The organism is Pontimicrobium sp. MEBiC01747 (genome assembly GCF_053601635.1).
Window position 1 is genome coordinate 42,520 of record NZ_JBSHNS010000259.1, and the last position, 22,163, is coordinate 64,682.

The window sequence follows — 22,163 nt, forward strand, 5'->3', positions numbered from 1 at the left end:
GTTGCAAATATAGAGTATTTATTAAGTTTTTCTTGAATTTTATTTAGGGAGCAGCTCCTTTAAATTTACGGTTTTTACCGTAATAATAAGTGATAAACAAATACTATCTTGCGAAGCAAATAAAAGTTATATTTTTTGAAGTATTCTCTGTACATCTTTTTACTGTTTTGGTCTACAGTAATATTTGCTCAAGACCTTACTATTTCTGGGGTTTTACTAGACGAACAAAATAGGCCAATTCCTTATGCCAATATTCTGTGTTTTGAAGTCGTTAACTTAGAGGTTAACCAGTTAAAAGGAATGTCTTCAAATGATGAAGGTCTCTATAAATTTGAAGGGTTAAAACCAGGGAAATATATAATAAAGGCCTCTTTTTTAGGATATGAAACAGGAGAAAGTACTTTAGAGTTGTTTAAAAATACTAGTTTAGATCCTATTATTTTAAAAGCCACTACAGAAAATATAGGAGAGGTTATAATAACTACCAAACGCCCAACTTTAAAAAAAGAATCAGATCGTTTAATTTTTAATATCGCTAACACATCGTTAAGTGAAGGCTCTATTTTAGAAGTATTAAAACGTACACCAGGTGTTTTAATTTTTGATAATGAAATTTCTGTTAAAAATACAACACCTACGATATATATTAATAATAGAAAGGTAAATTTATCATCTAGTGAATTAACACAACTATTAGAAAACTCATCGGCAAATAGTATTCAAAAAATAGAAGTTATCACTAACCCTTCTGCAAGGTATGATGCAGATAATGGTGCTGTATTAAATATAGTAATGCTTAAAAATTTAATTACGGGATATAGAGGAAATGTTTTTGCAAATTTCAGGCAAGGTGTTTTTTCTAGATATAATGCTGGAATAAGTCAGTTTTATAAAACTAAAAAAGTGAGTCTTAACGCTAACTATAGTGCTTCAAAAAATAAAATTAACAGAAATAACGAAGAAAAAGTTAATTACTTAGATGCTAATAATAATATTAATGAGCGTTGGGATTCTAGATTAAACAGGAATACATGGTCTGAAACTCATAATTTAAGCTTTAATTTCGATTATTTAATAAACGATAAAAACACATTGAGTTTAAGCTCGAATCTTTTGTTTTTACCCTATTTTAAATATTTAACAAATGGAGAATCGATAATTTTTGATGCTAACGATGACATAAACTTTCGGTTCGATTCGCATAACCTATCTAGAGATAAAAAACATAATCTAGGTTTCGATTTAGACTTTGTGCATAAACTGGATAGTAAATCTACATTATCTATTAATAGTCATCTTACGGCATACGATTACGATAGAGACCAGATGGTAAATAGTAATTATTTTGATGCAAACAATGCCTTTGATTTTAGAACTATTTTTAGAACGAATAGTAATCAAAATACAGACATTTTTACGACACAAATAGATTATGATTTGTCTTTAGAAAATAAGGCATCCTTTAGTGCTGGGCTTAAATCGTCTAACATAAAAACAAAGAGCGATATAGTACAATTGGATATAGACCCTAATACAGGAGAGCAAACATTAAATGTAAATAACACGAATGATTATAGTTATAAAGAATCTATTTTTGCTGGCTATATTAGTTTTGATAAACGATGGGAGGCATGGCGTTTTTCTGCAGGATTAAGAGCAGAACACACCCACATTGAAGGAAAATCTGTGCATACTAGCGAAAAGAATAATCAGGATTATTTAGAGCTGTTTCCAACCTTGAATATAAGCTATCAAGTGTCTGACCAAACAACTGTTTATACTAATTTTAAAAGAAGTATAGGGAGACCTAGTTATAAATCTTTAAACCCGTTTAATTTCTTTTTAAATGATAATACAATTGTTTCAGGAAACCCAACACTACAACCTACTTTTACTAATAGAGTGTTAATAGGAACTACGGTTTCAGATTACAATATTGAATTGTATTATAAGGATACAAAATCGAATATTTTTGAGTTGCCATTGCAAAATAATACAGACAACATTATTATTTACTCTCCAATAAACTTAAATAAGACAAGAGAGTTTGGGTTAGATTTTACTACATCGTTTGATTTAAAAGAAAACTGGTCGGTGTACTTATATACCTCTATATATAATATACAAGATGAAACGGTTTTTAATAATAATGCTATAAAAGCAGATCAATGGACCAATTATACAACCTTAAGTAATAGCCTTTCTTTTTTAAAGGATAAAAGCTTGAGTCTAGATTTCGGATTAACATACATTAGTAAAAATCAAAGTGGCTTTAGAAGAGTCGCTCCAAGATTAATTTCAGACTTATCCGTTAAAAAGAAAATATTTAATAAAAAAGGAACACTTTCTTTAGCGGTAAACGATTTATTTAATATGCAGGATTTTGAAATTATTTCTAAATATGCTAATCAGGATAACTTTAATTTTAGAGATTTAGACAATCGTTATATTAGATTAGGATTTAGCTATAAATTTGGCAATACAACTTTAAAAACTAACCAACGCACAAAATCGTCAAGCGAGCGTAATCGTTTAAATAATTAATCTTGCCATTCGGCTATAAATAAATTAGTATCGCGCCCGCCACCATTATGTCTATTAGATGAAAAGGCTAATTTTTTACCATCGTTAGAAAACACAGGAAAAGCATCAAAGGTTTCGCCATGCGTTACACGCTCTAAGTTTTTACCGTCTGTATCTATAAGATAAAGGTTAAAAGGGAAACCACGCTCTGCTTCAAAATTAGAAGAGAATAATATCTTTTTCCCAGAAGGGTGAAAAAACGGACTCCAATTAGCATTACCTAAATCTGTAAGTTGTCTTAAGTTGCTTCCATCTGCATTACATATATATAACTCCATTTCTGTTGGTTCTACCAAACCTTCGGCAAATAAATCTTTATAATCTTTAATTTCTTCTTCTGTTTTAGGGCGAGAAGAACGGAAAATTAACTGTGTGCCATCTGGAGAGAAAAATGCACCACCATCGTAACCCAATTCGTTAGTTATTTGTTTAACATCGCTTCCGTCAATATTCATAGTGTATAGCTCTAAATCGCCACTTCTAGTTGAGGTAAATACAATTTTGTCTCCCTTAGGAGATACTGTTGGTTCGGCATCATAACCAACCTCGTTAGTTAATTGCTTAACGATATTACCTTGTAAATCTGCAACAAAAATGTCGTAAGAATCATAAATTGGCCAAATATACTTTCCGTTTTTACTCAACGGTGTGTCTGGGCATTCCTCTGCGCCTAAATGTGTAGAAGCGTAAATAATATGTTTGTTATCTGGTAAAAAATAAGCACAAGTAGTACGCCCTTTTCCTGTACTAATCATTGGAGGAATGCTACCATTAAAGGTTTCATCTGCATTCATTAAAAACATTTGGTCGCAACCTACATTCCATTTTTCGTTATTAGATTGAAACACTAACTGTTTATCATCAAAACTCCAATACGCTTCAGCATTATCTCCACCAAATGTTACTTGACGTAAGTCTTTAAAATGTTTTTCTTCTGGATATATTAACGGGTTTTTTGTTACAGCAGTTTCTGCCACAGGGGGTGTAGTTTCGTTTTTCTTTTCTTCTTTACAAGAAAAAAAGGCTATACAGATAAATAAAAAGTAAGTGAATCGCATGCTAAGTATATATAATAATTAATGCCTAATTTTGTGTAAAATTAATACTTCTTAAAATGAAATACGCTATAGCTTCCTTTTTTTTAATGTTTTTAATCAGTTGTACAACAGAAAGTAAGCGTGTTGTAAGTATAAAAGATGATGTAGCTTACTTAGCATCTGATGCTTTAGAAGGACGACAAACCGGAAGTAATGGAGAACAGAAAGCTGCCAAATACATTTCGGAACGTTTTAAAGACTTAGGGTTGCTACCTAAAGGAACTGATAATTATTTTCAAACCTTTTCTTTTAGACCAAAAACAGATCCACATCAAGCAGTAAACTATACTGTAAAAGACGGAGATAGTACTATTACAGGAACCAATGTTATTGGTTATATAAATAATAAAGCAGAGCATACTATTATTATAGGTGCGCATTACGACCATTTAGGTTTGGGAGCTGAAGGATCTTTGCACAGAGGAGAAACCGCAATCCATAATGGAGCAGACGATAATGCCAGCGGTGTTGCAGTATTATTAAATTTAGCGAGTAAATTAAAAGGTGTAAATACTAAAAACAATTATTTGTTTATGGCGTTTTCTGGAGAAGAAATGGGCTTATTAGGCTCTAATTATTTTGTAAAGAACCCAACAATAGATACTAAAAAAGTCAACTATATGATTAATATGGATATGGTTGGCCGCTTAAAACAAGACAGTACCTTAGCTGTTTATGGCGTTGGGACTTCTCCAATACTAAAACAAACGCTTAAGGCACATAATACTAGTTTTAAATTAGTACAAAAAGAATCTGGCGTTGGCCCAAGTGATCATACCTCATTTTACAATGCAGACATTCCTGTATTACACTTTTTTACAGGACAACATGAAGATTACCACAAACCAGGTGATGATGTAGAAAAGCTTAATTATGAGGGGATGCAAACCATTTCTAATTATATTTTTGAAGTTATTACCGACTTAGATAATAACGGAAAACTACCATTTAGAGCGACTAAAAATGAAAGTGATGCCGTACCTAAATTTGAAGTAGGTTTAGGCGTTACACCAGATTATTTATTCGATGGTAAAGGTATGCGAATAGATGGTACTAGAGCAGATACACCAGCAACTAATGCAGGCATACAAAAAGGAGATATTGTAATTAAAATGGGAGATAGTAATATTTCGGACATGATGAGTTATATGCAAGCATTATCTACTTATAAAAAAGGTGATACTACCAAAGTTGTTGTGAATAGAAATGGAGAAGAGGTTGAGGTTGAGGTAACATTTTAAGTCATTATTACATGATAAAAACCCAAGACGACTTTATTAATAAAATTCACTTAATAATTTCATTATTAATTGTTGTTCCTGTGGCTTTCGTTTATGGATTTAATCCAGACTTGTCCTTTGATATGCAATTGGAAACCATAGACGAACATAATTTTTATAAAGCCATAATGGGGCTCTATTTAGGTTGTTCTACACTTTGGTGTTTAGGACTGTTTAAAGCAACTTATTTTAAAACCGCCATTACTACCAATATTGTATTTATGTTAGGTTTAGGTTTTGGTAGAGTCGTGAGTATTTTATTAGATGGTATCCCAACATTTGGTTATGTTTTTGGAACTGCTGCCGAATTATTTCTTGGTATTTATGGTTTGTGGGTTTTAAAACGTATTAATAACCAGCTAATATAGTACCACAAATACCCAAGCTAATTAATAAATAGACCACACCTAAAATCCAAAATATTTTAGCAGCTTTCTTTTTATTTTTAACACCCAATATTATGGCAATAATAAATAGCACAATAGCTGGGCCAAACATAATAAGCCCTATTAATACAAATATGCCGTCTAAATTTCCTACTTCTAAAAATGTCATAATTATTACGTTTATTACATCATATTACCATAAATATTTGCTCTTTTTATAAATTAATTTATTCTAAAATCTAATAATAAAGTACCACAAACACCTAAGCCTACTATTAAATAGACAACACCTAAGATATAAAATAATTTTGCTCTGTCTTTATTGTTATTTGCTTTTGCTGTATTGCCTAACACAAACAAAAAGAAAACAGGTAATATTAATACTAAAAGTGTAATTAATAATATTCCCATATTACAGTTCGTTTCTTAATACTTCTAAATGTTGTTTTTTGTCATCTCTGTAAAAAAGATTCATAGTTTCAAAAGGTATAATTTTATTATCCTTATCTACAATATGCACACATGATTTTTTTATGGCTCTAACATCAAAATTATAAGCATCTATAAATTGCATAATAATAACTCTAAATAAATTATCGTAACCTAAATTAGGTGCATCTATATTAGGTAAACAACACATAATAGATTTTAGATTTTCCTCAGCAACTTCTACCGAATTACCAGTACTAAATAACTCTATCATTTTACCATGTAAGGATTCGTCTTGCTCGTAAATAATGGTGTTTTTACTATTATCTAATAAATCTGTTGGGTTTATATATCGTGTTAACGGAAATACCTCCCCGCCTAATTTAAGTGCATAACCCATAACTAAAGCATCAGGATTACAAGGTACAGGAATTAAATCGTCGCTATTAAAAACAGACGTTTGTTCCATGATTTTTCGGCGTACCTCTGTTAATGTCATTCTATCCGTTTCTGGATTAAAATGCTCTAAACGCCCAGCAATTTGTGTAGGCTGAAGTGTTACACCGCGTACACATTTTTGTAGTAATGCATAATCGATAATTTTTCCTATTTCGTGGTCGTTTAATCCTTTTTGAAGCGTAACGACCAAAGTTGTAGATAAGTTAATGCCATTTAAATTAGCAATAGCTTGTTCTCTAATGGTATTTAAATCGGCACCACGCAATTCACGAAGTACACTGTTTTCAAAAGAATCGAATTGTAAATAAATCTCGAAATCGGGAGCATAAGTTTTTAAACGCTTGGCGAATCCTTCTTCTTTAGCAATTTTAATACCATTAGTATTCAGCATTAAATGCCGTATAGGAAGCGATTTTGCATAATCTAATATCTCAAAAAACTGCGGGTGAATCGTTGGCTCACCACCGCTAATTTGTACAACGTCGGGTTCTTTTTCGTTAGCTACAATAGTATCTAACATGGTTTTAATTTCGTCTAAAGAACGATGCCTTCCGTAGGTTGGAGAAGACCCCGCATAACAGGTTGGACATGTTAAATTACAGCGATCGGTAACTTCTACAACTGTTAAGCAAGAGTGCTGTTCGTGGTCTGGGCACAAACCACAATCGTATGGACAACCGTAATCTGTTTTTGTATTAAATGTATATGGTGTTTCGCTTGGCTTATTATAGTTTCTTATGTTTTTATAATACTCTATATCATCTGCAATAAGTACTTTAGAATTTCCGTGTTCTTTACAACGTTTAAGCATGTAAACATTACCGTTTTCGAAAACGATTTTGGCATCTACACGACGCAAACACTCTGGACATAAACTTAATGTAAAATCGTAATAAGTATATTTTCTAACGGGCATGATTTAAGCGTTTTAAAAGGGTTTTATTATAATACAGGATACAAATTATGCATAAAAGTTGAATAGTACTTAACCCTAATACGTAAAATACATTAGGTTTTAAGAACTCTATAAAAAACCGGAAACCAAAATAGAGAATCATGAACCATTTAAATAGTTCACCATTTTCTAAAACAACAGTCTTTTTTAACTGCTTTAAACTGAAAAACAAAACTATTAAAAACAATAACTCGTATAACGCAACGGGATGTCGTAAAATACCATCACCTAAATCCATTGCAGTAAAAAAGTGAGATTGTTTTCCGTAGGTAAATTCATTAATTCCAGAAAGGAAACAACCTATACGGCCAATAAAAATACCAAGGATAATAGGAAAGACAAATAAGTCTCCAGATGAGGTACGTTCTCCAATAATTTTTTTAGCAATTTCTACACCTAATAAACCGCCAAAAAGCCCTCCCATTATGGTTTTAGTATTAAGTAATTGAATGAGGTTTTCTTGAGAAAATTTAGCCAATGGGTTTTCTAACAAACCAACTAATCTAGAACCAATTAATGCGCCAATAGCTGCACCTAAAATAATAGATAATCTGTTGGACGATGTTATACTATCATCTGTGTTTTTTCGGATGTAAACATAATATCTAAAGGCTATAAAAAAGGCAGCATACTCTAAAATGAGATGAATATTAATGGTGTAGCCAAAAAGATGAGGTTCAAAAGGAATGTTCAAATTTATTTTATATTAAAAGAATTTAAAATAGACATAGCTTTCTCTAGATATTTTTTATGAATAAAAGTAGAGCTAGTATAATTGATATGATAAATAGCATCGTCTTTTTTTAGGAAATAAATAACAGATCTAGATGCTTTACCTTTCCATTTTTGATAAGTATTTAATATATAAATAGTACCGTTAGGCATTATTTTACTTTCTTTTTTAAAATCTATATCTGTATAATTGCTTTGCTCTCTAAAATTTTCAATGTAATGATTTACATAGTCTTCTAAAGAATTAATATCTTTATTTGTATTCGTATTGAAAAGTGCTAGGCTGTTTTCTAAAATAGAAATTTTATTGTTGTACACGTTTAAACCTCTATCCTTTATACTTTCTGAAGTAACATTTAGCTTATCATGCCAGTAAAAGGTATACCAATCATTTGGGTGAGAAAAAGAATACTTGTCTGTTGTAACCGTTTTTAATGGTTTAGATTTTTTAGTTTCAGAAACTTTAGAAGAGTTACAATTTAAAATTAAAAGAAAGATAAATATAATAGCGAATTTAGGTTGCATTGTATTGGTTTTAATTCTAAAAATACAATAATTGCTTTGAGCAATAATCGATTTACATAAAAAACTGTAATTTTGCACTTCAAAAAAAGAATACTTTGGTAAAAATAGATAACATAGAACTACCAGATTTTCCGTTGCTTTTAGCACCTATGGAAGATGTAAGCGATCCACCTTTTCGAGCATTATGTAAAGAGCAAGGTGCCGATGTAGTATATACAGAATTTATTTCTAGCGAAGGTTTAATACGTGATGCTGCAAAGAGTGTTATTAAGTTAGATATCTACGAGAAAGAGCGTCCTGTTGGCATTCAAATTTTTGGAGCTAATTTAGACAGTATGCTGCAAACTGTAGATATTGTAGAGCGCTCTAAGCCAGACATTATCGATATTAATTTTGGATGCCCTGTAAAAAAAGTAGTGTCTAAAGGTGCTGGCGCAGGTATTTTAAAAGATATCGATTTAATGGTTTCGCTAACAGAGGCGATGGTAAAGCGTACACATTTACCAATTACAGTAAAAACACGTTTAGGTTGGGATCACGATTCTATAAAAATTGTTGAGGTAGCCGAGCGTTTACAAGATGTAGGTTGTAAAGCCATTGCAATACACGGACGTACACGTGCGCAAATGTACAAGGGTGATGCCAATTGGAAGCCAATTGCCGAAGTAAAAAATAACCAAAGAATGCATATTCCTGTATTTGGAAATGGTGATGTTACCAGCCCAGAGCGTGCTATGGAAATGCGTGATGTTTACGGACTAGATGGTTGTATGATTGGTCGTGCTACTATTGGAAACCCGTGGTTTTTTAAACAAGTAAAACACTTTTTTGAAACAGGAGAACACTTAACACCTATTACCATAGAAGAGCGAGTTGATGCTGCAAGACGTCATTTACAAATGGCTATAGATTGGAAAGGCGAAATTCTTGGGGTTTTAGAAACTAGAAGACATTATACTAATTACTTTAAGGGGATTCCGCATTTTAAAGAATACCGAACTAAAATGGTAACGAGTGATGATTCTAAAGATGTGTTTAATGCTTTTGATGCTGTTTTAAGAGATTTTTCAGATTATCAATTCGATAAGAATCCGTTTCAAGTACAATAATTACTCTGTTTTTAACATACTTTCTGAAATTCTTACCGAAGCAAGTTTTGAAGCTATAATACCCAAAACAGTTATTGTAATAAAAACAAGGAAGCAATTTTCTACGCTTAAAGCCATTGGGTAAGGTAATTTTTGTGTAATCATAACTAAAGAGAATTGTTGTTGTAATACAACAACTATACATCCAATAATTAACCCCACGATAGTTCCTAAAACAGTCATAGTAATACCTTGAAAAAAGAAAATACGACGAATATTTTGTAGTGTAGTTCCCATACTAAATAGAGTGTTCAAGGTTTTCTTTTTATCTAAAATCATCATAATAAGCGAACCTATAACATTAAAAATTAAGATGATTGAAACTAAAGTTAGTATTAAGTAAACAGCTAAATGCTCTGTATTAAGCATTTTGTATAAAGCATCGTTTAACTGAGTTCTATTTTTTATACTAATAGTGTTACCTAAGATAGATTGTATTTGTGAACGTACAGTTTCCTCATTGGCATTTTCATCAAGTTTAAATTCAATACCAGTAATTTCGTTTTTATCGAAGCTTAATAGCTCTTGAGCAAAATCTACAGAAGAATAAATATAAGAATCGTTAAGCTTTTCATTTACATCAAAAATACCAACATTTACACTATTTAATTGTTTAAAGGCTTGTTTCTGGGAAGTAATTTGTCCTTTTCCAGGTTTAGGCACAAATAACGAGACGCTTTTACCATAGTCTAAAACACCAATAGATAATATATTGGCAACACCATAACCCGATACAATTTGGTTTGTTTTTGGAGTTAACCAACTACCATTACGAATTATAGAATCTACAACATTGACTGTACTGTAATTTTCGTCAACCCCTTTTATGTAAGCAGGGTGTTTATTCTCGTCGAAAGACACTAAAACACGTTCTTCAATTACTTTAGAGAAAACTGTAACTCCTTCAATAGTATTAAGTTTTTGGTCTTGTTCAGCGGTGGTTGTAAATGATTTTCCTATAACAGTCTCAACTTTTAAGTCGGGATCTATAATTGTAGAAAACTCTAAAGTAAAATCCTTTAATCCTGCAAAACCAGAGAGTACAACAAGTAAAGAAGCAGAGCCTAACACAATACCAATAATAGCTAAGTAGGTAATAAAATTAATGGCATTATTACTGCTCTTAGAGCGTAAATAACGTTTGGCGATGTAATAGGATACATTCATAAACTATAATATTATAAAAAAATAATGAGATTATAAATGTTGTTCATGTATTGTACAGTAAAAATTGTAGAGTATAATTATGATTTTTTACGTTTACCTAATAAATCAGGATCATTTATAGGGTTGTCTTTTCCTTTTAAAGATTGTTCAATTTTATCAATGTATTCTAAAGAATCATCAACAAAAAACTGAAGTTGAGGCATGCGTCGTAATTGGTTTTTAGTACGTTGTGCTAATTCATGTCTAATAAAGGGTTGATTAGATTTAATACCTTCAACCAATTCTTGTGCTTTATTATTAGGGAAAATACTTAAATATACTTTTGCCATAGATAAATCTACGGTGACAGATACTTTAGAAACCGATATAATAACACCTCGCATACCACCTTGTGTAGCAGCACCTTGTAAAATGTCTACTAAATCGCGTTGCAATACCGAAGCAATTTTTTTTTGTCTTTGACTTTCTTCCATCTTCATTAAAATTTATAAATCATTGTATCGTAATGGTCTATTTTTAAGTACAATGACTCTATTAAGAAACAAGTTCTTAGGTTTTTATAGTGCAAAAATAGACGTTATTTAAAGATTATCTTACTTTTGAAGGCAAAATTCGTACCTTAAAAAGGAAAGAGGTCTGTTTTTAATGAAAAATGAATAGTAAAAAGAGAATAAAAATATATAATAATTAAGATTTCTGTTTTCACGGAAATGAAAATAAAATTTTCAATGAATAAAATTGAACATATAGGTATCGCTGTAAAGAGTTTAGAAAATTCGAACGAGTTGTTTGCAAAACTCTTTGGAGAACCACATTATAAAGTAGAAGAAGTGGCTAGCGAAGGTGTAAATACTTCTTTTTTTAAAGTTGGTGAAAATAAAATTGAATTATTAGAAGCTACTAAAGCAGATAGCCCAATAGCTAAATTTATAGAGAAAAAAGGAGAAGGTATTCACCATATTGCCTTCGATGTAGACGATATAGTCTCTGAAATAGAGCGACTTAAAGGAGAAGGTTTTATCGTGTTAAACGAAAAGCCAAAGCATGGAGCAGACAATAAATTGGTTGCTTTTTTACATCCAAAATCATCAAATGGAGTATTAATTGAGCTATGCCAAGAAATAAAGCAATAATTTTTCTTGCTCGTAATTAAAATAAGTAGTAATATTGCACTCCGATTTCGGTCCCATAGCTCAGTTGGTTAGAGCACCTGACTCATAATCAGGTGGTCCTTGGTTCGAGCCCAAGTGGGACCACATAGAAATTGTAAAGCCTTTCAAATAATTGAAAGGCTTTTTTATTTTTTTAGGAGCTTTTACATAAAGCATAATAAGTAATAGATATCCTCTATAAATTCATTAAATACAAGACTAAATCGTCTTTAGAGTCTAGGTTTAATTTTTTTCTAACACGACCTCTAATGCCTTGTACAGTTCTGTGAGAGATACCAAGCATGATTGCAATTTCTTTAGAAGTTAAATTCATACGAATGTAAGCGCAATAGCGAATGTCTTTAGAGGTAAGGTTTGGCGCAACTTCGTTTAGTTTTTTAAAGAATCCTTCGTGTACTTTATCAAAATGAAGCTTAAAGTTTGTCCAATCTTCATTTTTATTTAATTGTTCCTGTAAATTAGTTTTTAATTCGTCATTAGAACGGTCTATATTATCAATAACATTGGTTAGTAGTTGTGCTTTTTCGTATTGGTGTAGAAATAAGTCTGCGAGTTCTTTATTTTTCAATTGTACTTCGAACTCTAGATTTTTAATTTCAATCTTATTAATTTTATTCTTTTTATCGTTTAACTCTGTAGCTATTTTTGAAGCTTTTAGTTTCGATTTAGAATAAAGTAATAATAATATTAAAGCGCCTATAAATACAATGCCAATAGAGATAACTAACCAGCTTTGTTTTTTAGAGTACTCTTCATTTTTTTTAGCAGTTACAATTTCTAAGTTTTTTTTCTCTAATTCGTAAGTTATTTTTAGTGCGTTTAATTGTTTGCTTGATGTTTCGTTAAAAATAGAGTCGTTAAGTTCTGTATATTGTTTATAATATTCTAAACTTTGTATATAGTTTTTCTTGTGTTCTTCTAGCTTGCTTAAAAACGAATAAATAAGCGATGTTGTTTCCAAATCGTTAGCTTGGTTTGCTAAAGCCATTGCCTTATTTAAGTAGTGTTTAGCTTTTATAGGCTCATTTTTTTCAATATAAATAGCTCCTGCAGTCATACTATTTTCCATAATATCACGTGAGGTTGCTAACTCTTTATCTATTTCTGCAATAGAATCTGCTTTAGCAATAAATAATAATGCTTGGTTGTAGTTTTCGGTTTGGTAATAATACTCCCCCATAGTGGAGTAGGCATACATTAATTGTAACGTATTGTTTTCTTTTGTAGCAATATCAATACCTTTTAAAATGTATTTATAAGCTTCTTTATAATTATCTAAATCCATAAAGATATAAGACAATTCTATGTTCGATTTCGCTCTTAGCGACTCGTCATGCGCCGTATATTCATTTGCCTGTAATAAAAACTCTAGGGCTTTGTAGGTGCTTCCTAATTGCTCTTCGTCTGCAGCTATAGAAGAGTATGCAAAATAGAGGTGTTCTGGTTTTTTTGTTTGTTGCGCAATTTTTAATAAATCGTACGCAATCGTTGCTGCGCTATCATAATCGCTAAATGCATAATAGATAGCTTCCATTAAATGATATATGTCAAATTTTACATCTAGATCTTCTATTGTACTAGCAGCATCAAATTCTCTTTTTACGTAGGTGTAAAATTGAGGAGAATAAATTTCTATGTATAAATGATCAATTTTAGAAACATACTCTGCACGCTTTAATGGTTCGTTTTCTAAGGACTTAATTGTGTCGATAATAGCTGCAACTTCTTGTGCATTAGATTGAGCTGTTATAGTGTTAATACTAACTACAAGCCATAGGTTAAAAAATATGAGAAGGTGTTTTAACTTCATATTGCTAATGTAAGGGCTTTGGTATAAAAAATAATAGATTACTGCTAAATAAGCTGCGCATGCGTAACTATTGCGTACCCTATAATTAGTTGCTACGTATCTAATGCGTATGTGTAATTGTTGAGAAATAGCCTTGTCAAACTACTTTTGCGACACAATAAAATAGTTGCCCAAGAGGTGTTAAGAGCATTTTAATGTGTAACTACTTAAAACGATGTAAAATAACAATAATTAAAATTAATTAATTTATGAAAGTCAAAAAAACGGGCTTAATTACCATCTGCTTCCTTTTTGGAATTGGTTTCCTTTCTGCCCAGGAATCTATAAATGCTTCTGGGGAAGTGGCAACAGGTAGTGGTGGTAGTGTTAGTTATTCGGTAGGGCAATTAACGTACAATACTTACACAGGTTCAAATGGAACTATTACTCAAGGTGTACAGCAATCCTTCGAAATTTCTGAAACTTTAAGTGTTGATAATACAGCAATTTTATTAGAAGCTTCTATTTTTCCTAACCCTACAACGGATTATTTAAACTTGCGTTTAAAGGACACAAATGTTTCTGAGCTTAGCTTTCAAATTATAGATATAACGGGGAAATTAATAACTACAGAAAAGTTGGTAACGAGTAACACAATAATTCAAATGGATTATCTACCAGCTACTACTTATTTCATGACTGTATTCAGAAATCAAAAAACTATTAAAACATTCAAAATCATCAAAAATTAATACTATGAAAAAAAACATTACTTTATTATTCGCTATACTAATTACATTCGGTTTATATGCGCAATCTCCTGAGAAAATGAGCTATCAGGCTGTTGTAAGAAACGCTTCAGATGCGTTAATTACCAACCAAACTGTAGGGATGCAAATTAGTATTATACAAGGTTTTACTAATGGACCAAGTGTTTATACAGAGACACAAACACCAACAACGAATGCTAATGGTTTAGTTAGTATAGAAATTGGAACAGGAACAGTGGTTTCGGGTATATTTAACACAATAGATTGGAGCAGCGGAACGTATTATGTAAAAACAGAAACCGATGTAAATGGAGGTAGTTCGTACACTATTACAGGTATTAGCCAATTGTTAAGTGTTCCGTATGCTTTATATGCTAAAGAGAGTGGACGTGCAAAAAATACATTTACCTATTTAGGAGCGGTACGTGCAAAAAACCAAGGAACACCAAATCCAAATCCAAATAATGAAATACCAAGTAATACGCTTACTAAATTAAGATGGTTAGGTGTTTCAGATAATTATGCTTCAAGTTTAGGAGGTACTAATAATACTGAAATTACAATTCCTGCAGGAGTAACACATATAAAAATATATTCTTCTATTATTTACGAAGGTACACCAGACGAAAGTAAGTCTAGTATTTTATTTAATAAAGACGGTTCGCCATTTACGTTGTCTAATAATGGGTATGCTATGTACCAGTCTTTTAATAGTAAATATGGATTTAATTACACGTCGCAATATATTCCTGTAACGGCTGGAGAAGTGTTTGATGTGAGTTTATTCCAAGATTCTCCAAATACACTATACCTGTCTTGGGGTAGCATAAGTGCTTCTATTTCTTTTGAGTTTTACAATAGAAACCAATAGAATATTTCAACAGTTATTCATAGATAAAATTCTATTTTAATTTTAAATGGAATATTTTAGAGATGATAAAGCCTTTTAAATAATTTAAAAGGCTTTATCTTTTATACAGTACAACCAAATAAGGCGATTTTATTTATAAGTAGGAATTGCGCAACCAATACCGTTATAATTAGTTCGTCCTACAGTTATGGTCTGGTCTAGACTTATAAATGTTTGTGTAATGTTTTAAAAAAAAAGAGCCTTTATAAAAGTTGTGTACTATTACCTTAGCTACTAGCCTCTATATATTTTGTTTCGTCCACAATGTTATCCACAATCGTGGCATCGGTTATATTTGTTAACTTAAAAAGTGAGTTTTGATTAAATTAATTGAGGTCTTTTTGTAGTTATATGCTATGAGAGTGCCTTTAGTATTAATTTATTTCATCTTTATACTTTTTAATAATAGACAACAAAACCTCCATATCTACACTATTTCCAGAGCAAACAGCTGCTATATGTTGCCCAATAAAATCAGGAATTCTTTTATCTAATAAAAGTGCTATAGTAGCTGCACCACCGCCTTCTAAAACCTGTTTTTCTTTAAGAAGTGCATGAGTCATGGCTTGTGCTATTTGTTTTTCAGAAATTAATAAAATAGCATCAACATAGGTTTTGCACATTTCGAAAGTATATTTATTATCTTCTGCAATAGGACCAGGAAGAGCATCTGCCAAACTTTTAAATTCTTTAACTTGAACAATATGGCCTGCTTTTATACTTGTATAAATAGCTGGTTCTGTATCATTTGTTACTCCAATTGTTTTTATATTCGGGTTAATAGTTTTAGCGGCAAATGCCATACCGCTCATTAATCCGCCACCACTAACAGGAACTATTAAAGTATCGGTTTGTGGTTGTTGTTTTAATATTTCTAATGTTGTAGTGGCTTGTCCAGCAATTATGTCAGGATCATCAAAAGCAGAAATATAACGGAGTCCTTTATTTTGTTGTATTTTCAATGCATTATTGGTTGCTTCCTCTTGGTTTGTTCCAGAGATAACAACTTTTGCACCTAAGGCTTCCATTGCTTTAATTTTTACACTAGGCACTAATTCCGAAATACAAATAACGGTTTTTATTCCAAGTTGTTTTCCTACATAAGCAATTGCTTTACCATGGTTGCCAGTAGACATAGTAACCACTCCTCGTTTTCTTTCTTTATTAGAAAGACTTAAAATAGCGTTAGCTGCGCCACGTAATTTAAAAGCACCAGTAGGTTGTAAGTTTTCTAATTTTAGAAAAACAGATTTGTTTAATTTAGAAGAAAGTGGTGCTGATTTTAGTAACGGAGTTTGGTTTATTATAGGAGCGATGCGTTCTTGTGCTTGGTATATTTTGTCGAGTGTAATATCTTTAAATTGTGGCATAATTTGTTATCTAGGTGCTGGTTATAGTAAAACAATCGTCTGGTAAGTGTTTAATATAATCTGCTAAATTCTTCATTTCTAAATAATGATTTAGTTTTTTAGAATCTGGCTCATCTACACGAAAGTGCTTATGTCTCCAAAAAGCTGTAGCAGCGGCAGCATATACTGTAAAGACTTTTAAACTATTAGTTTCGGTGTATTTTAATTTGTTTTTGTCTTGATAACCTTTTAGTATACACTGTGCTTTTTGTAAATCTAGTATAGCGTTTTCACTACAAAGCCCCACAATTGCCATCCCTATATCAAAAACACGGTAGTAATAACTAGCTTCTTCAAAGTCCATTATAGTTGCTTGAGACTCGCTGTTGTTAATAATTACATTGTTATAGAAAAGATCGCTATGTATTAATGCTTTTGGTAAGGCTTTGGGTGTTTTTTTAAGAACATATTTATGTATCTCCTCTAACCATTTCCTAAATGTAGATTTAGAATCGTAAGCGGCAACCTCTCTAAATTTTTCTTTGCCATAGCTAATTACATTAGAGACATAGTTTGGGGCTTTTATTTGATGTAATTCTGCAAGGGTTTTACCAATAGATTCAAGTAAATGAGATGGTAAATTTTTCATAATTTTACCTTCTATATACTCTTTAAGCATTACGGGTTTATTATTCCATGTTATTATAGGTTTATTTTTAATTGACGATAAAACTTTAGAGGTAGAAAAGTTATGATTGGCTAAATGGTTTAATAGTTTTGTTAATTCAATTGCGGCTTTTAATGATTTATGCTCGCAAACCGTAAGCACAAATTTAGAGTTATTAGTTGTTACTAAATAGTTTGTGTTTTCTGAACCTCCACTTAATATTACGTAAGATTTTACAATGTCATTATTATATAAGGCTAAAATTGAATTAATATCTTGGTGTTTTAAAGTTGTATACTGAGTCATTTTTTATCTATTTATACCTTTAGTTAGATCCCAATTTGTCTCCATAGCATGAACTACAGCTTCTTCTAAATGAACATAGTCACACAAATGCACTTTTTGGCACCTTCTTTTTTCTGCTTCTATAGAATGGTGTAACGCCTGTTTTGGTAGGTCTTCAATTTGTAATGCCTCTTTAATAATCTCAGGAAATTTTGCAGGGTGCGCCGTTGCTAAACATATTAATTTTGTATCTCCTAACCTTGCTTTTAGAGTATCTGTTGCGGCCAATGCAACAGCGCCATGAGGATCTAATAGGTAGTTCTCTTTAGTATAAATTTCTTCTATTAAAGCAATGGTATCTTCATCTGTAGCACTATTTGATAAGAAATTTTGGGTGTATTTAAAAAATGTTTCTTTATCAAATTTTACGATTCCTGTGCCTTTAAATTGATGCATCCATAATTTTATTTTTTTAGAATCTTTACCAATAACAAAATATAAATACCTCCAAAAATTAATAGGGATAAGAATATCTATTGCTGAAGATACTGTTTCGAAAATAGGTTGTTTAGAGAATACTCCTTCAGAAAATATGCGATGTAAACAAGCATTTTTATTATTAGCACTTACTAAATATTGTATTGGCAGTCCCATCTCGCGAGCTAAAGATCCAGCACATAAATTACCAAACCCACCAGAAGGAACAGCCATATTTACAGGCTCTCCAATATAATCTACTACTTGCAGATAGCCGTAGAAGTAATGTACTGTTTGCATCATAATGCGTCCCCAGTTAATTGAGTTTACACTAGATAGTTTTAACTTGTCTTTAAAACGTTTATTAGCATATAAATTACTTATTAGAAGGTCTAAATCATCCCCTCCATCTGGGCAGTTAGAAACGCCTACTGGGTGTATGTTTGCATGTTGAAGCGTTGTCATTTGTCGCTCTTGCTCCTCTGTTATTTTTCCTTTGGGATATAATATCCAGGCATCAAGGTTTGTTTTACCGGCGGTAAAAAAAGCTGTTGCTGGTCCAGTATCTCCTGTGGTTGCTACTATAAGAGTTAAGTGTTCATTACGCCTTTTTAAGAAGAAGTTTACAATATTTACTAAAAAGGCAAGACCAACATCTTTAAAAGAAATAGTAGGCCCATAAAACAATTCCATGATAAAAGTATTCTTTCTGGACTGTAAGGAATATAGAGGTATTACCTCTTTTTTTTCAAATGGCGTATAGGCTTCTTTTAGTAATTGCTTTAGCTCTGTTTCTGAAATAATAGAGCGATCTATAAAAAGAGAAAGAATTTCGAAAGCTAATGTTACATAGTCTAACGTTTTCCATGCTTTTAATTGTTCCCTTGTAATATTAGGGAGTTTTTCAGGAACATACAATCCGCCATCTACGGCAAAACCATCAAGAATGGCAGTTTCAAAATCTACGGGAGTTCCACCTCCTTTATTACTAATATATTTAAGCATAATTTACAGTTTGGAATTATTTTTTATAATATAATTTTCATAGACAGATTGTGAAATAACAATATCTTGTACAGCTACACCTGTTAAATCGGCAACAGTAATTTGATTGTCGTTTAAACGTTGTTTAGAAACATCTTGTAATGCATGCCCTAGTTCTATAACCTTATCTGGAGAAATAATCCCATCCTTAGTCGCTCTGTATATTTCACCTCTACTTTTACTTTGTGGAATACTGTCTGAAATTACAATGTCTGCTTTATTCAATATTTCACTTTCTAATTCTCTCTTTTCAGAAGTGTCAGAACCTACAGCAGTTATATGTGTACCAGGTTGTATATCTTTTGCTAAAAGTAAGGGCGTTACAGAAGGTGTTGTTGTAATAATTAAATTACAGTTTTTTGCTAGTTCTGAAGTATTTTCTGCTATATGAATATTAAATTCTGAACTAAGTTCTTTTTTGTATTTTTTAACAGCATCTATGGTTCTGCCCCAAACCCAAACAGTTTTACAAGGGGTGTATTTTTGAAGGTATTGTAATTGTAATTTTGCTTGAATACCTGTGCCTATTATACCAACCGCTTTTATATTTTTTGGTGCAAAATATTTAGCAACCAATGCTCCTGCAGCAGCGGTACGACTATTTGTTAAATCTCCTCCATCTAATAATATAGCGCATAATTCTCCGGTTTTTTGATTGAATAATAAATTTAGCCCTTGGCTAGAGGAAATGCCTAGTTTTGTGTTTTCATAAAAACCAGAAGCTATTTTTATACAATAAAAATCGTTTGCTTTTACATAACCATATTTAATGTGTACGTCTCCCGGAGGGTTTTCAAACAGTAATTCTGCTACTGGTGGTATTACTGCATTGCCTAAACTATAGTTTATAAAAGCATCTTCCATAAGAGTAATACTGTCTATTAATGGAATTATTTTGTTAATGTCTTCTCTTTTAATAATTTGTACCATATTATTTTAAATTAAAAAAACCGTATACCTTAAATCTAGAGTATTGCTCTAATTTAAGGTATACGGTTTTATTTCCGTAACATATAATTGCTTTCCCTATTCTCTTCCTTAATGTTAGAAAGCAAAGAATCTCATTTTATTGTTTGTGAGACGAGATAAATATACAATTAATATTTTTTATTCCAGATTTGTTTTTAACTAAAATATGGAGGTGTAGTTCTAAAAATACTATAAAAACAGATGTATTACAGAAAGATATCTCTGTTTTTTGAAATTATACTAACTACTTTTGTTTAGTAAACATTTTAATTTTGTGAGAGATAATTATTCAAGAAGGAGTGTTACAAACTTATAAAAGGTTTAATAATAAATAAGATTTAGCAGAAGATGAAACTTAATATAGTAGATACATTTATTAAAGAGTTGCCAGCAGATCCAATTAAGGAGAACTCAAGAAGACAAGTTGCAGAAGCCTGTTTCTCTTATGTTACACCTAAGAAAACAGCAAAACCAGAACTATTGCATGTTTCTTTAGATATGCTTACTGCAATAGGTTTATCTCAAGAAGAGGCTAGTACTCCAACATTTTTAAAAATAATTACAGGAAATAAAATATTACCAAACACCAGCCCTTTTGCTATGTGTTATGGAGGTCATCAATTTGGCAATTGGGCAGGACAGTTAGGAGATGGTCGTGCTATTAATTTAGCTGAAGTTGAATGTAAAAATCAACGTTGGATGCTACAACTTAAAGGAGCAGGAGAAACACCGTATTCTCGTAGAGCAGATGGTTTGGCGGTTTTAAGGTCTTCAATTAGAGAGTATTTATGTAGTGAAGCCATGCATTATTTGGGAGTTCCTACAACTAGAGCTTTGTCTTTAGCTTTAACAGGAGATGAGGTTTTACGAGATATTATGTATAATGGAAATTCGGAATACGAAAAAGGAGCTATTGTGTGTAGAGTTGCCCCTAGTTTTCTGCGTTTTGGTAGTTATCAAATATTTGCGGCGAGACAAGATGTAAAAACATTAAAAAAATTGGTGGACTATACCATAAAACAGTTTTATCCAGAGCTTGGCAAACCATCTAAAACAACATATTTACACTTTTTTGAAGCAGTATTAAACAAAACATTAGAAACAATTATCCATTGGCAGCGTGTTGGTTTTGTACATGGAGTAATGAATACAGATAATATGTCTATTCTTGGGCATACTATAGATTATGGACCTTATGGTTGGTTGGAAGGTTACGACCATAATTGGACTCCAAACACAACAGATAATCAATTTAAACGCTACCGTTATGGAGCACAACTAGATGTCGGTTTTTGGAACTTATATCAATTAGCAAATGCACTATATCCAATAATTGGAGAGGCTAAAGGGCTAGAAGATATTTTAAACTCTTATAAAGAAAAAGAAGAGCAGCAATATTTAGCTATGATGCGAAATAAATTGGGGCTGTTTTCTGAAGAAAAAACAGATAGAAATCTAATTTTAAATTTAGAAGAAATACTTCAGTTAACCGAAACAGATATGACCATTTTTTTTAGAAACTTATCTCTTTTTTCTATTGAAAAACCTTTAGATGGGGTAAACATTATTAAAGATGCATTTTATGAGCCTGATGGTGTTTCGATAGATATAAATAAAAAATGGATAGCTTGGTTTCAGGATTATGCTTCTCGTTTAAATAGAGACGATAGCACTACAGAAGAAAGAAGAAAAAAAATGAATACAGTAAATCCTAAATATGTGTTACGTAACTATATGGCACAGCTAGCAATAGATGCAGCTAATAAAGGAGATTATAAGGTAATAGATGAGCTATTTAAGATGCTTAAAAAACCATATAATGAGCAACCTGAGTACGAAAAATGGTATGCGAAACGTCCAGAATGGGCTAGGCATAAAGTAGGTTGCTCAATGTTGTCATGTAGTTCATAAAAAATGAATAGTCTAAATTTAATAAAAGATTAAGGAGTAATCTTTTTACTAATAAGGCT

The 22,163-nt window shown here is 31.5% G+C and carries 21 protein-coding genes and 1 tRNA gene; 9 read left to right on the forward strand and 13 right to left on the reverse strand.

Annotated elements, in window-relative coordinates:
* Positions 1-135: 135 nt before the first annotated feature.
* On the forward strand, positions 136-2,544 hold the full coding sequence (locus ACVC2P_RS08480; RefSeq protein ID WP_452598042.1) for a TonB-dependent receptor domain-containing protein: 2,409 nt from the start codon (positions 136-138) through the stop codon (positions 2,542-2,544).
* Here ACVC2P_RS08480 and ACVC2P_RS08485 read toward each other — a convergent pair.
* Positions 2,541-3,641 (reverse strand): TolB family protein, encoded by a 1,101-nt coding sequence (locus ACVC2P_RS08485; protein ID WP_452598043.1) that lies wholly within the window; start codon positions 3,639-3,641, stop codon positions 2,541-2,543. The genes ACVC2P_RS08480 and ACVC2P_RS08485 overlap by 4 nt on opposite strands.
* Positions 3,642-3,697: 56 nt before the next feature.
* Between ACVC2P_RS08485 and ACVC2P_RS08490 the strand changes: the two genes are divergently transcribed.
* Positions 3,698-4,921, forward strand: coding sequence for a M28 family peptidase (locus ACVC2P_RS08490; RefSeq protein WP_452598044.1), 1,224 nt, complete (start codon positions 3,698-3,700; stop codon positions 4,919-4,921).
* A gap of 11 nt (positions 4,922-4,932) precedes the next feature.
* Positions 4,933-5,328, forward strand: coding sequence for a DUF4345 domain-containing protein (locus ACVC2P_RS08495; protein ID WP_452598045.1), 396 nt, complete (start codon positions 4,933-4,935; stop codon positions 5,326-5,328).
* Here ACVC2P_RS08495 and ACVC2P_RS08500 read toward each other — a convergent pair.
* From ACVC2P_RS08500 to ACVC2P_RS08520, 5 genes are read right to left on the reverse strand one after another with little or no spacing between them, the layout of a single operon-like run.
* Entirely contained in the window at positions 5,309-5,515 is a 207-nt protein-coding gene (locus ACVC2P_RS08500) for a hypothetical protein (protein ID WP_452598046.1), read from the reverse strand. The genes ACVC2P_RS08495 and ACVC2P_RS08500 overlap by 20 nt on opposite strands.
* 53 nt (positions 5,516-5,568) lie before the next feature.
* Positions 5,569-5,757 (reverse strand): hypothetical protein, encoded by a 189-nt coding sequence (locus ACVC2P_RS08505; protein ID WP_452598047.1) that lies wholly within the window; start codon positions 5,755-5,757, stop codon positions 5,569-5,571.
* Position 5,758: 1 nt separating this feature from the next.
* A complete protein-coding gene (locus ACVC2P_RS08510) occupies positions 5,759-7,150 on the reverse strand; it encodes a radical SAM protein (RefSeq protein ID WP_452598048.1) in 1,392 nt (463 codons plus the stop codon).
* Positions 7,140-7,883 carry a prolipoprotein diacylglyceryl transferase gene (locus ACVC2P_RS08515; protein WP_452598049.1) on the reverse strand — a complete coding sequence of 248 codons (744 nt, stop codon included), beginning with the start codon at positions 7,881-7,883 and terminating at the stop codon, positions 7,140-7,142. The genes ACVC2P_RS08510 and ACVC2P_RS08515 overlap by 11 nt, the downstream gene beginning before the upstream one ends.
* A 2-nt stretch (positions 7,884-7,885) precedes the next feature.
* Complete coding sequence (locus ACVC2P_RS08520) at positions 7,886-8,446, reverse strand: hypothetical protein (protein WP_452598050.1); 561 nt, start codon at positions 8,444-8,446, stop codon at positions 7,886-7,888.
* Between the two features lie 95 nt (positions 8,447-8,541).
* On the opposite strand from ACVC2P_RS08520, the gene dusB reads away from it, so the two are divergent.
* A complete protein-coding gene (dusB, locus tag ACVC2P_RS08525) occupies positions 8,542-9,555 on the forward strand; it encodes a tRNA dihydrouridine synthase DusB (RefSeq protein WP_452598051.1) in 1,014 nt (337 codons plus the stop codon).
* Here dusB and ACVC2P_RS08530 read toward each other — a convergent pair whose 3' ends face one another.
* Both ACVC2P_RS08530 and rbfA read right to left on the reverse strand, forming a co-directional pair.
* Positions 9,556-10,761 carry an ABC transporter permease gene (locus ACVC2P_RS08530; protein ID WP_452598052.1) on the reverse strand — a complete coding sequence of 402 codons (1,206 nt, stop codon included), beginning with the start codon at positions 10,759-10,761 and terminating at the stop codon, positions 9,556-9,558. It abuts the gene before it with no gap.
* Positions 10,762-10,838: 77 nt separating this feature from the next.
* Positions 10,839-11,234 carry a 30S ribosome-binding factor RbfA gene (gene rbfA / locus ACVC2P_RS08535; RefSeq protein ID WP_452598053.1) on the reverse strand — a complete coding sequence of 132 codons (396 nt, stop codon included), beginning with the start codon at positions 11,232-11,234 and terminating at the stop codon, positions 10,839-10,841.
* Positions 11,235-11,489: 255 nt separating this feature from the next.
* On the opposite strand from rbfA, the gene mce reads away from it, so the two are divergent.
* The gene (gene mce / locus ACVC2P_RS08540; RefSeq protein ID WP_452598054.1) at positions 11,490-11,894 is read left to right on the forward strand and encodes a methylmalonyl-CoA epimerase; all 405 of its coding nucleotides are present in this window, start codon (positions 11,490-11,492) and stop codon (positions 11,892-11,894) included.
* 49 nt (positions 11,895-11,943) lie between these two features.
* Positions 11,944-12,017, forward strand: a tRNA-Ile gene (locus ACVC2P_RS08545).
* A gap of 91 nt (positions 12,018-12,108) precedes the next feature.
* On the opposite strand, the gene ACVC2P_RS08550 is transcribed toward ACVC2P_RS08545, so the two are convergent.
* Positions 12,109-13,743 carry a tetratricopeptide repeat protein gene (locus ACVC2P_RS08550; protein WP_452598055.1) on the reverse strand — a complete coding sequence of 545 codons (1,635 nt, stop codon included), beginning with the start codon at positions 13,741-13,743 and terminating at the stop codon, positions 12,109-12,111.
* A gap of 248 nt (positions 13,744-13,991) precedes the next feature.
* Here ACVC2P_RS08550 and ACVC2P_RS08555 point away from each other — a divergent pair, with 248 nt between their 5' ends.
* Complete coding sequence (locus tag ACVC2P_RS08555; protein ID WP_452598056.1) at positions 13,992-14,474, forward strand: T9SS type A sorting domain-containing protein; 483 nt, start codon at positions 13,992-13,994, stop codon at positions 14,472-14,474.
* 4 nt (positions 14,475-14,478) lie between these two features.
* On the forward strand, positions 14,479-15,363 hold the full coding sequence (locus tag ACVC2P_RS08560) for a hypothetical protein (RefSeq protein WP_452598057.1): 885 nt from the start codon (positions 14,479-14,481) through the stop codon (positions 15,361-15,363).
* A gap of 413 nt (positions 15,364-15,776) precedes the next feature.
* Here ACVC2P_RS08560 and ACVC2P_RS08565 read toward each other — a convergent pair whose 3' ends face one another.
* From ACVC2P_RS08565 to ACVC2P_RS08580, 4 genes are read right to left on the reverse strand one after another with little or no spacing between them, the layout of a single operon-like run.
* The gene (locus ACVC2P_RS08565; protein ID WP_452598058.1) at positions 15,777-16,772 is read right to left on the reverse strand and encodes a pyridoxal-phosphate dependent enzyme; all 996 of its coding nucleotides are present in this window, start codon (positions 16,770-16,772) and stop codon (positions 15,777-15,779) included.
* A 10-nt stretch (positions 16,773-16,782) separates the two neighbouring features.
* Positions 16,783-17,724: a phosphotransferase gene (locus tag ACVC2P_RS08570; protein ID WP_452598059.1), complete on the reverse strand. Its 942-nt coding sequence runs from the start codon at positions 17,722-17,724 to the stop codon at positions 16,783-16,785.
* Positions 17,725-17,727: 3 nt separating this feature from the next.
* Complete coding sequence (thrC, locus tag ACVC2P_RS08575) at positions 17,728-19,185, reverse strand: threonine synthase (RefSeq protein WP_452598060.1); 1,458 nt, start codon at positions 19,183-19,185, stop codon at positions 17,728-17,730.
* 3 nt (positions 19,186-19,188) lie between these two features.
* Positions 19,189-20,154, reverse strand: a complete 966-nt coding sequence (locus tag ACVC2P_RS08580) for a hypothetical protein (RefSeq protein ID WP_452598061.1) — start codon at positions 20,152-20,154, stop codon at positions 19,189-19,191.
* A gap of 387 nt (positions 20,155-20,541) precedes the next feature.
* Here ACVC2P_RS08580 and ACVC2P_RS08585 point away from each other — a divergent pair, with 387 nt between their 5' ends.
* A complete protein-coding gene (locus ACVC2P_RS08585; RefSeq protein WP_452598062.1) occupies positions 20,542-22,104 on the forward strand; it encodes a protein adenylyltransferase SelO in 1,563 nt (520 codons plus the stop codon).
* Positions 22,105-22,163: the final 59 nt, after the last annotated feature.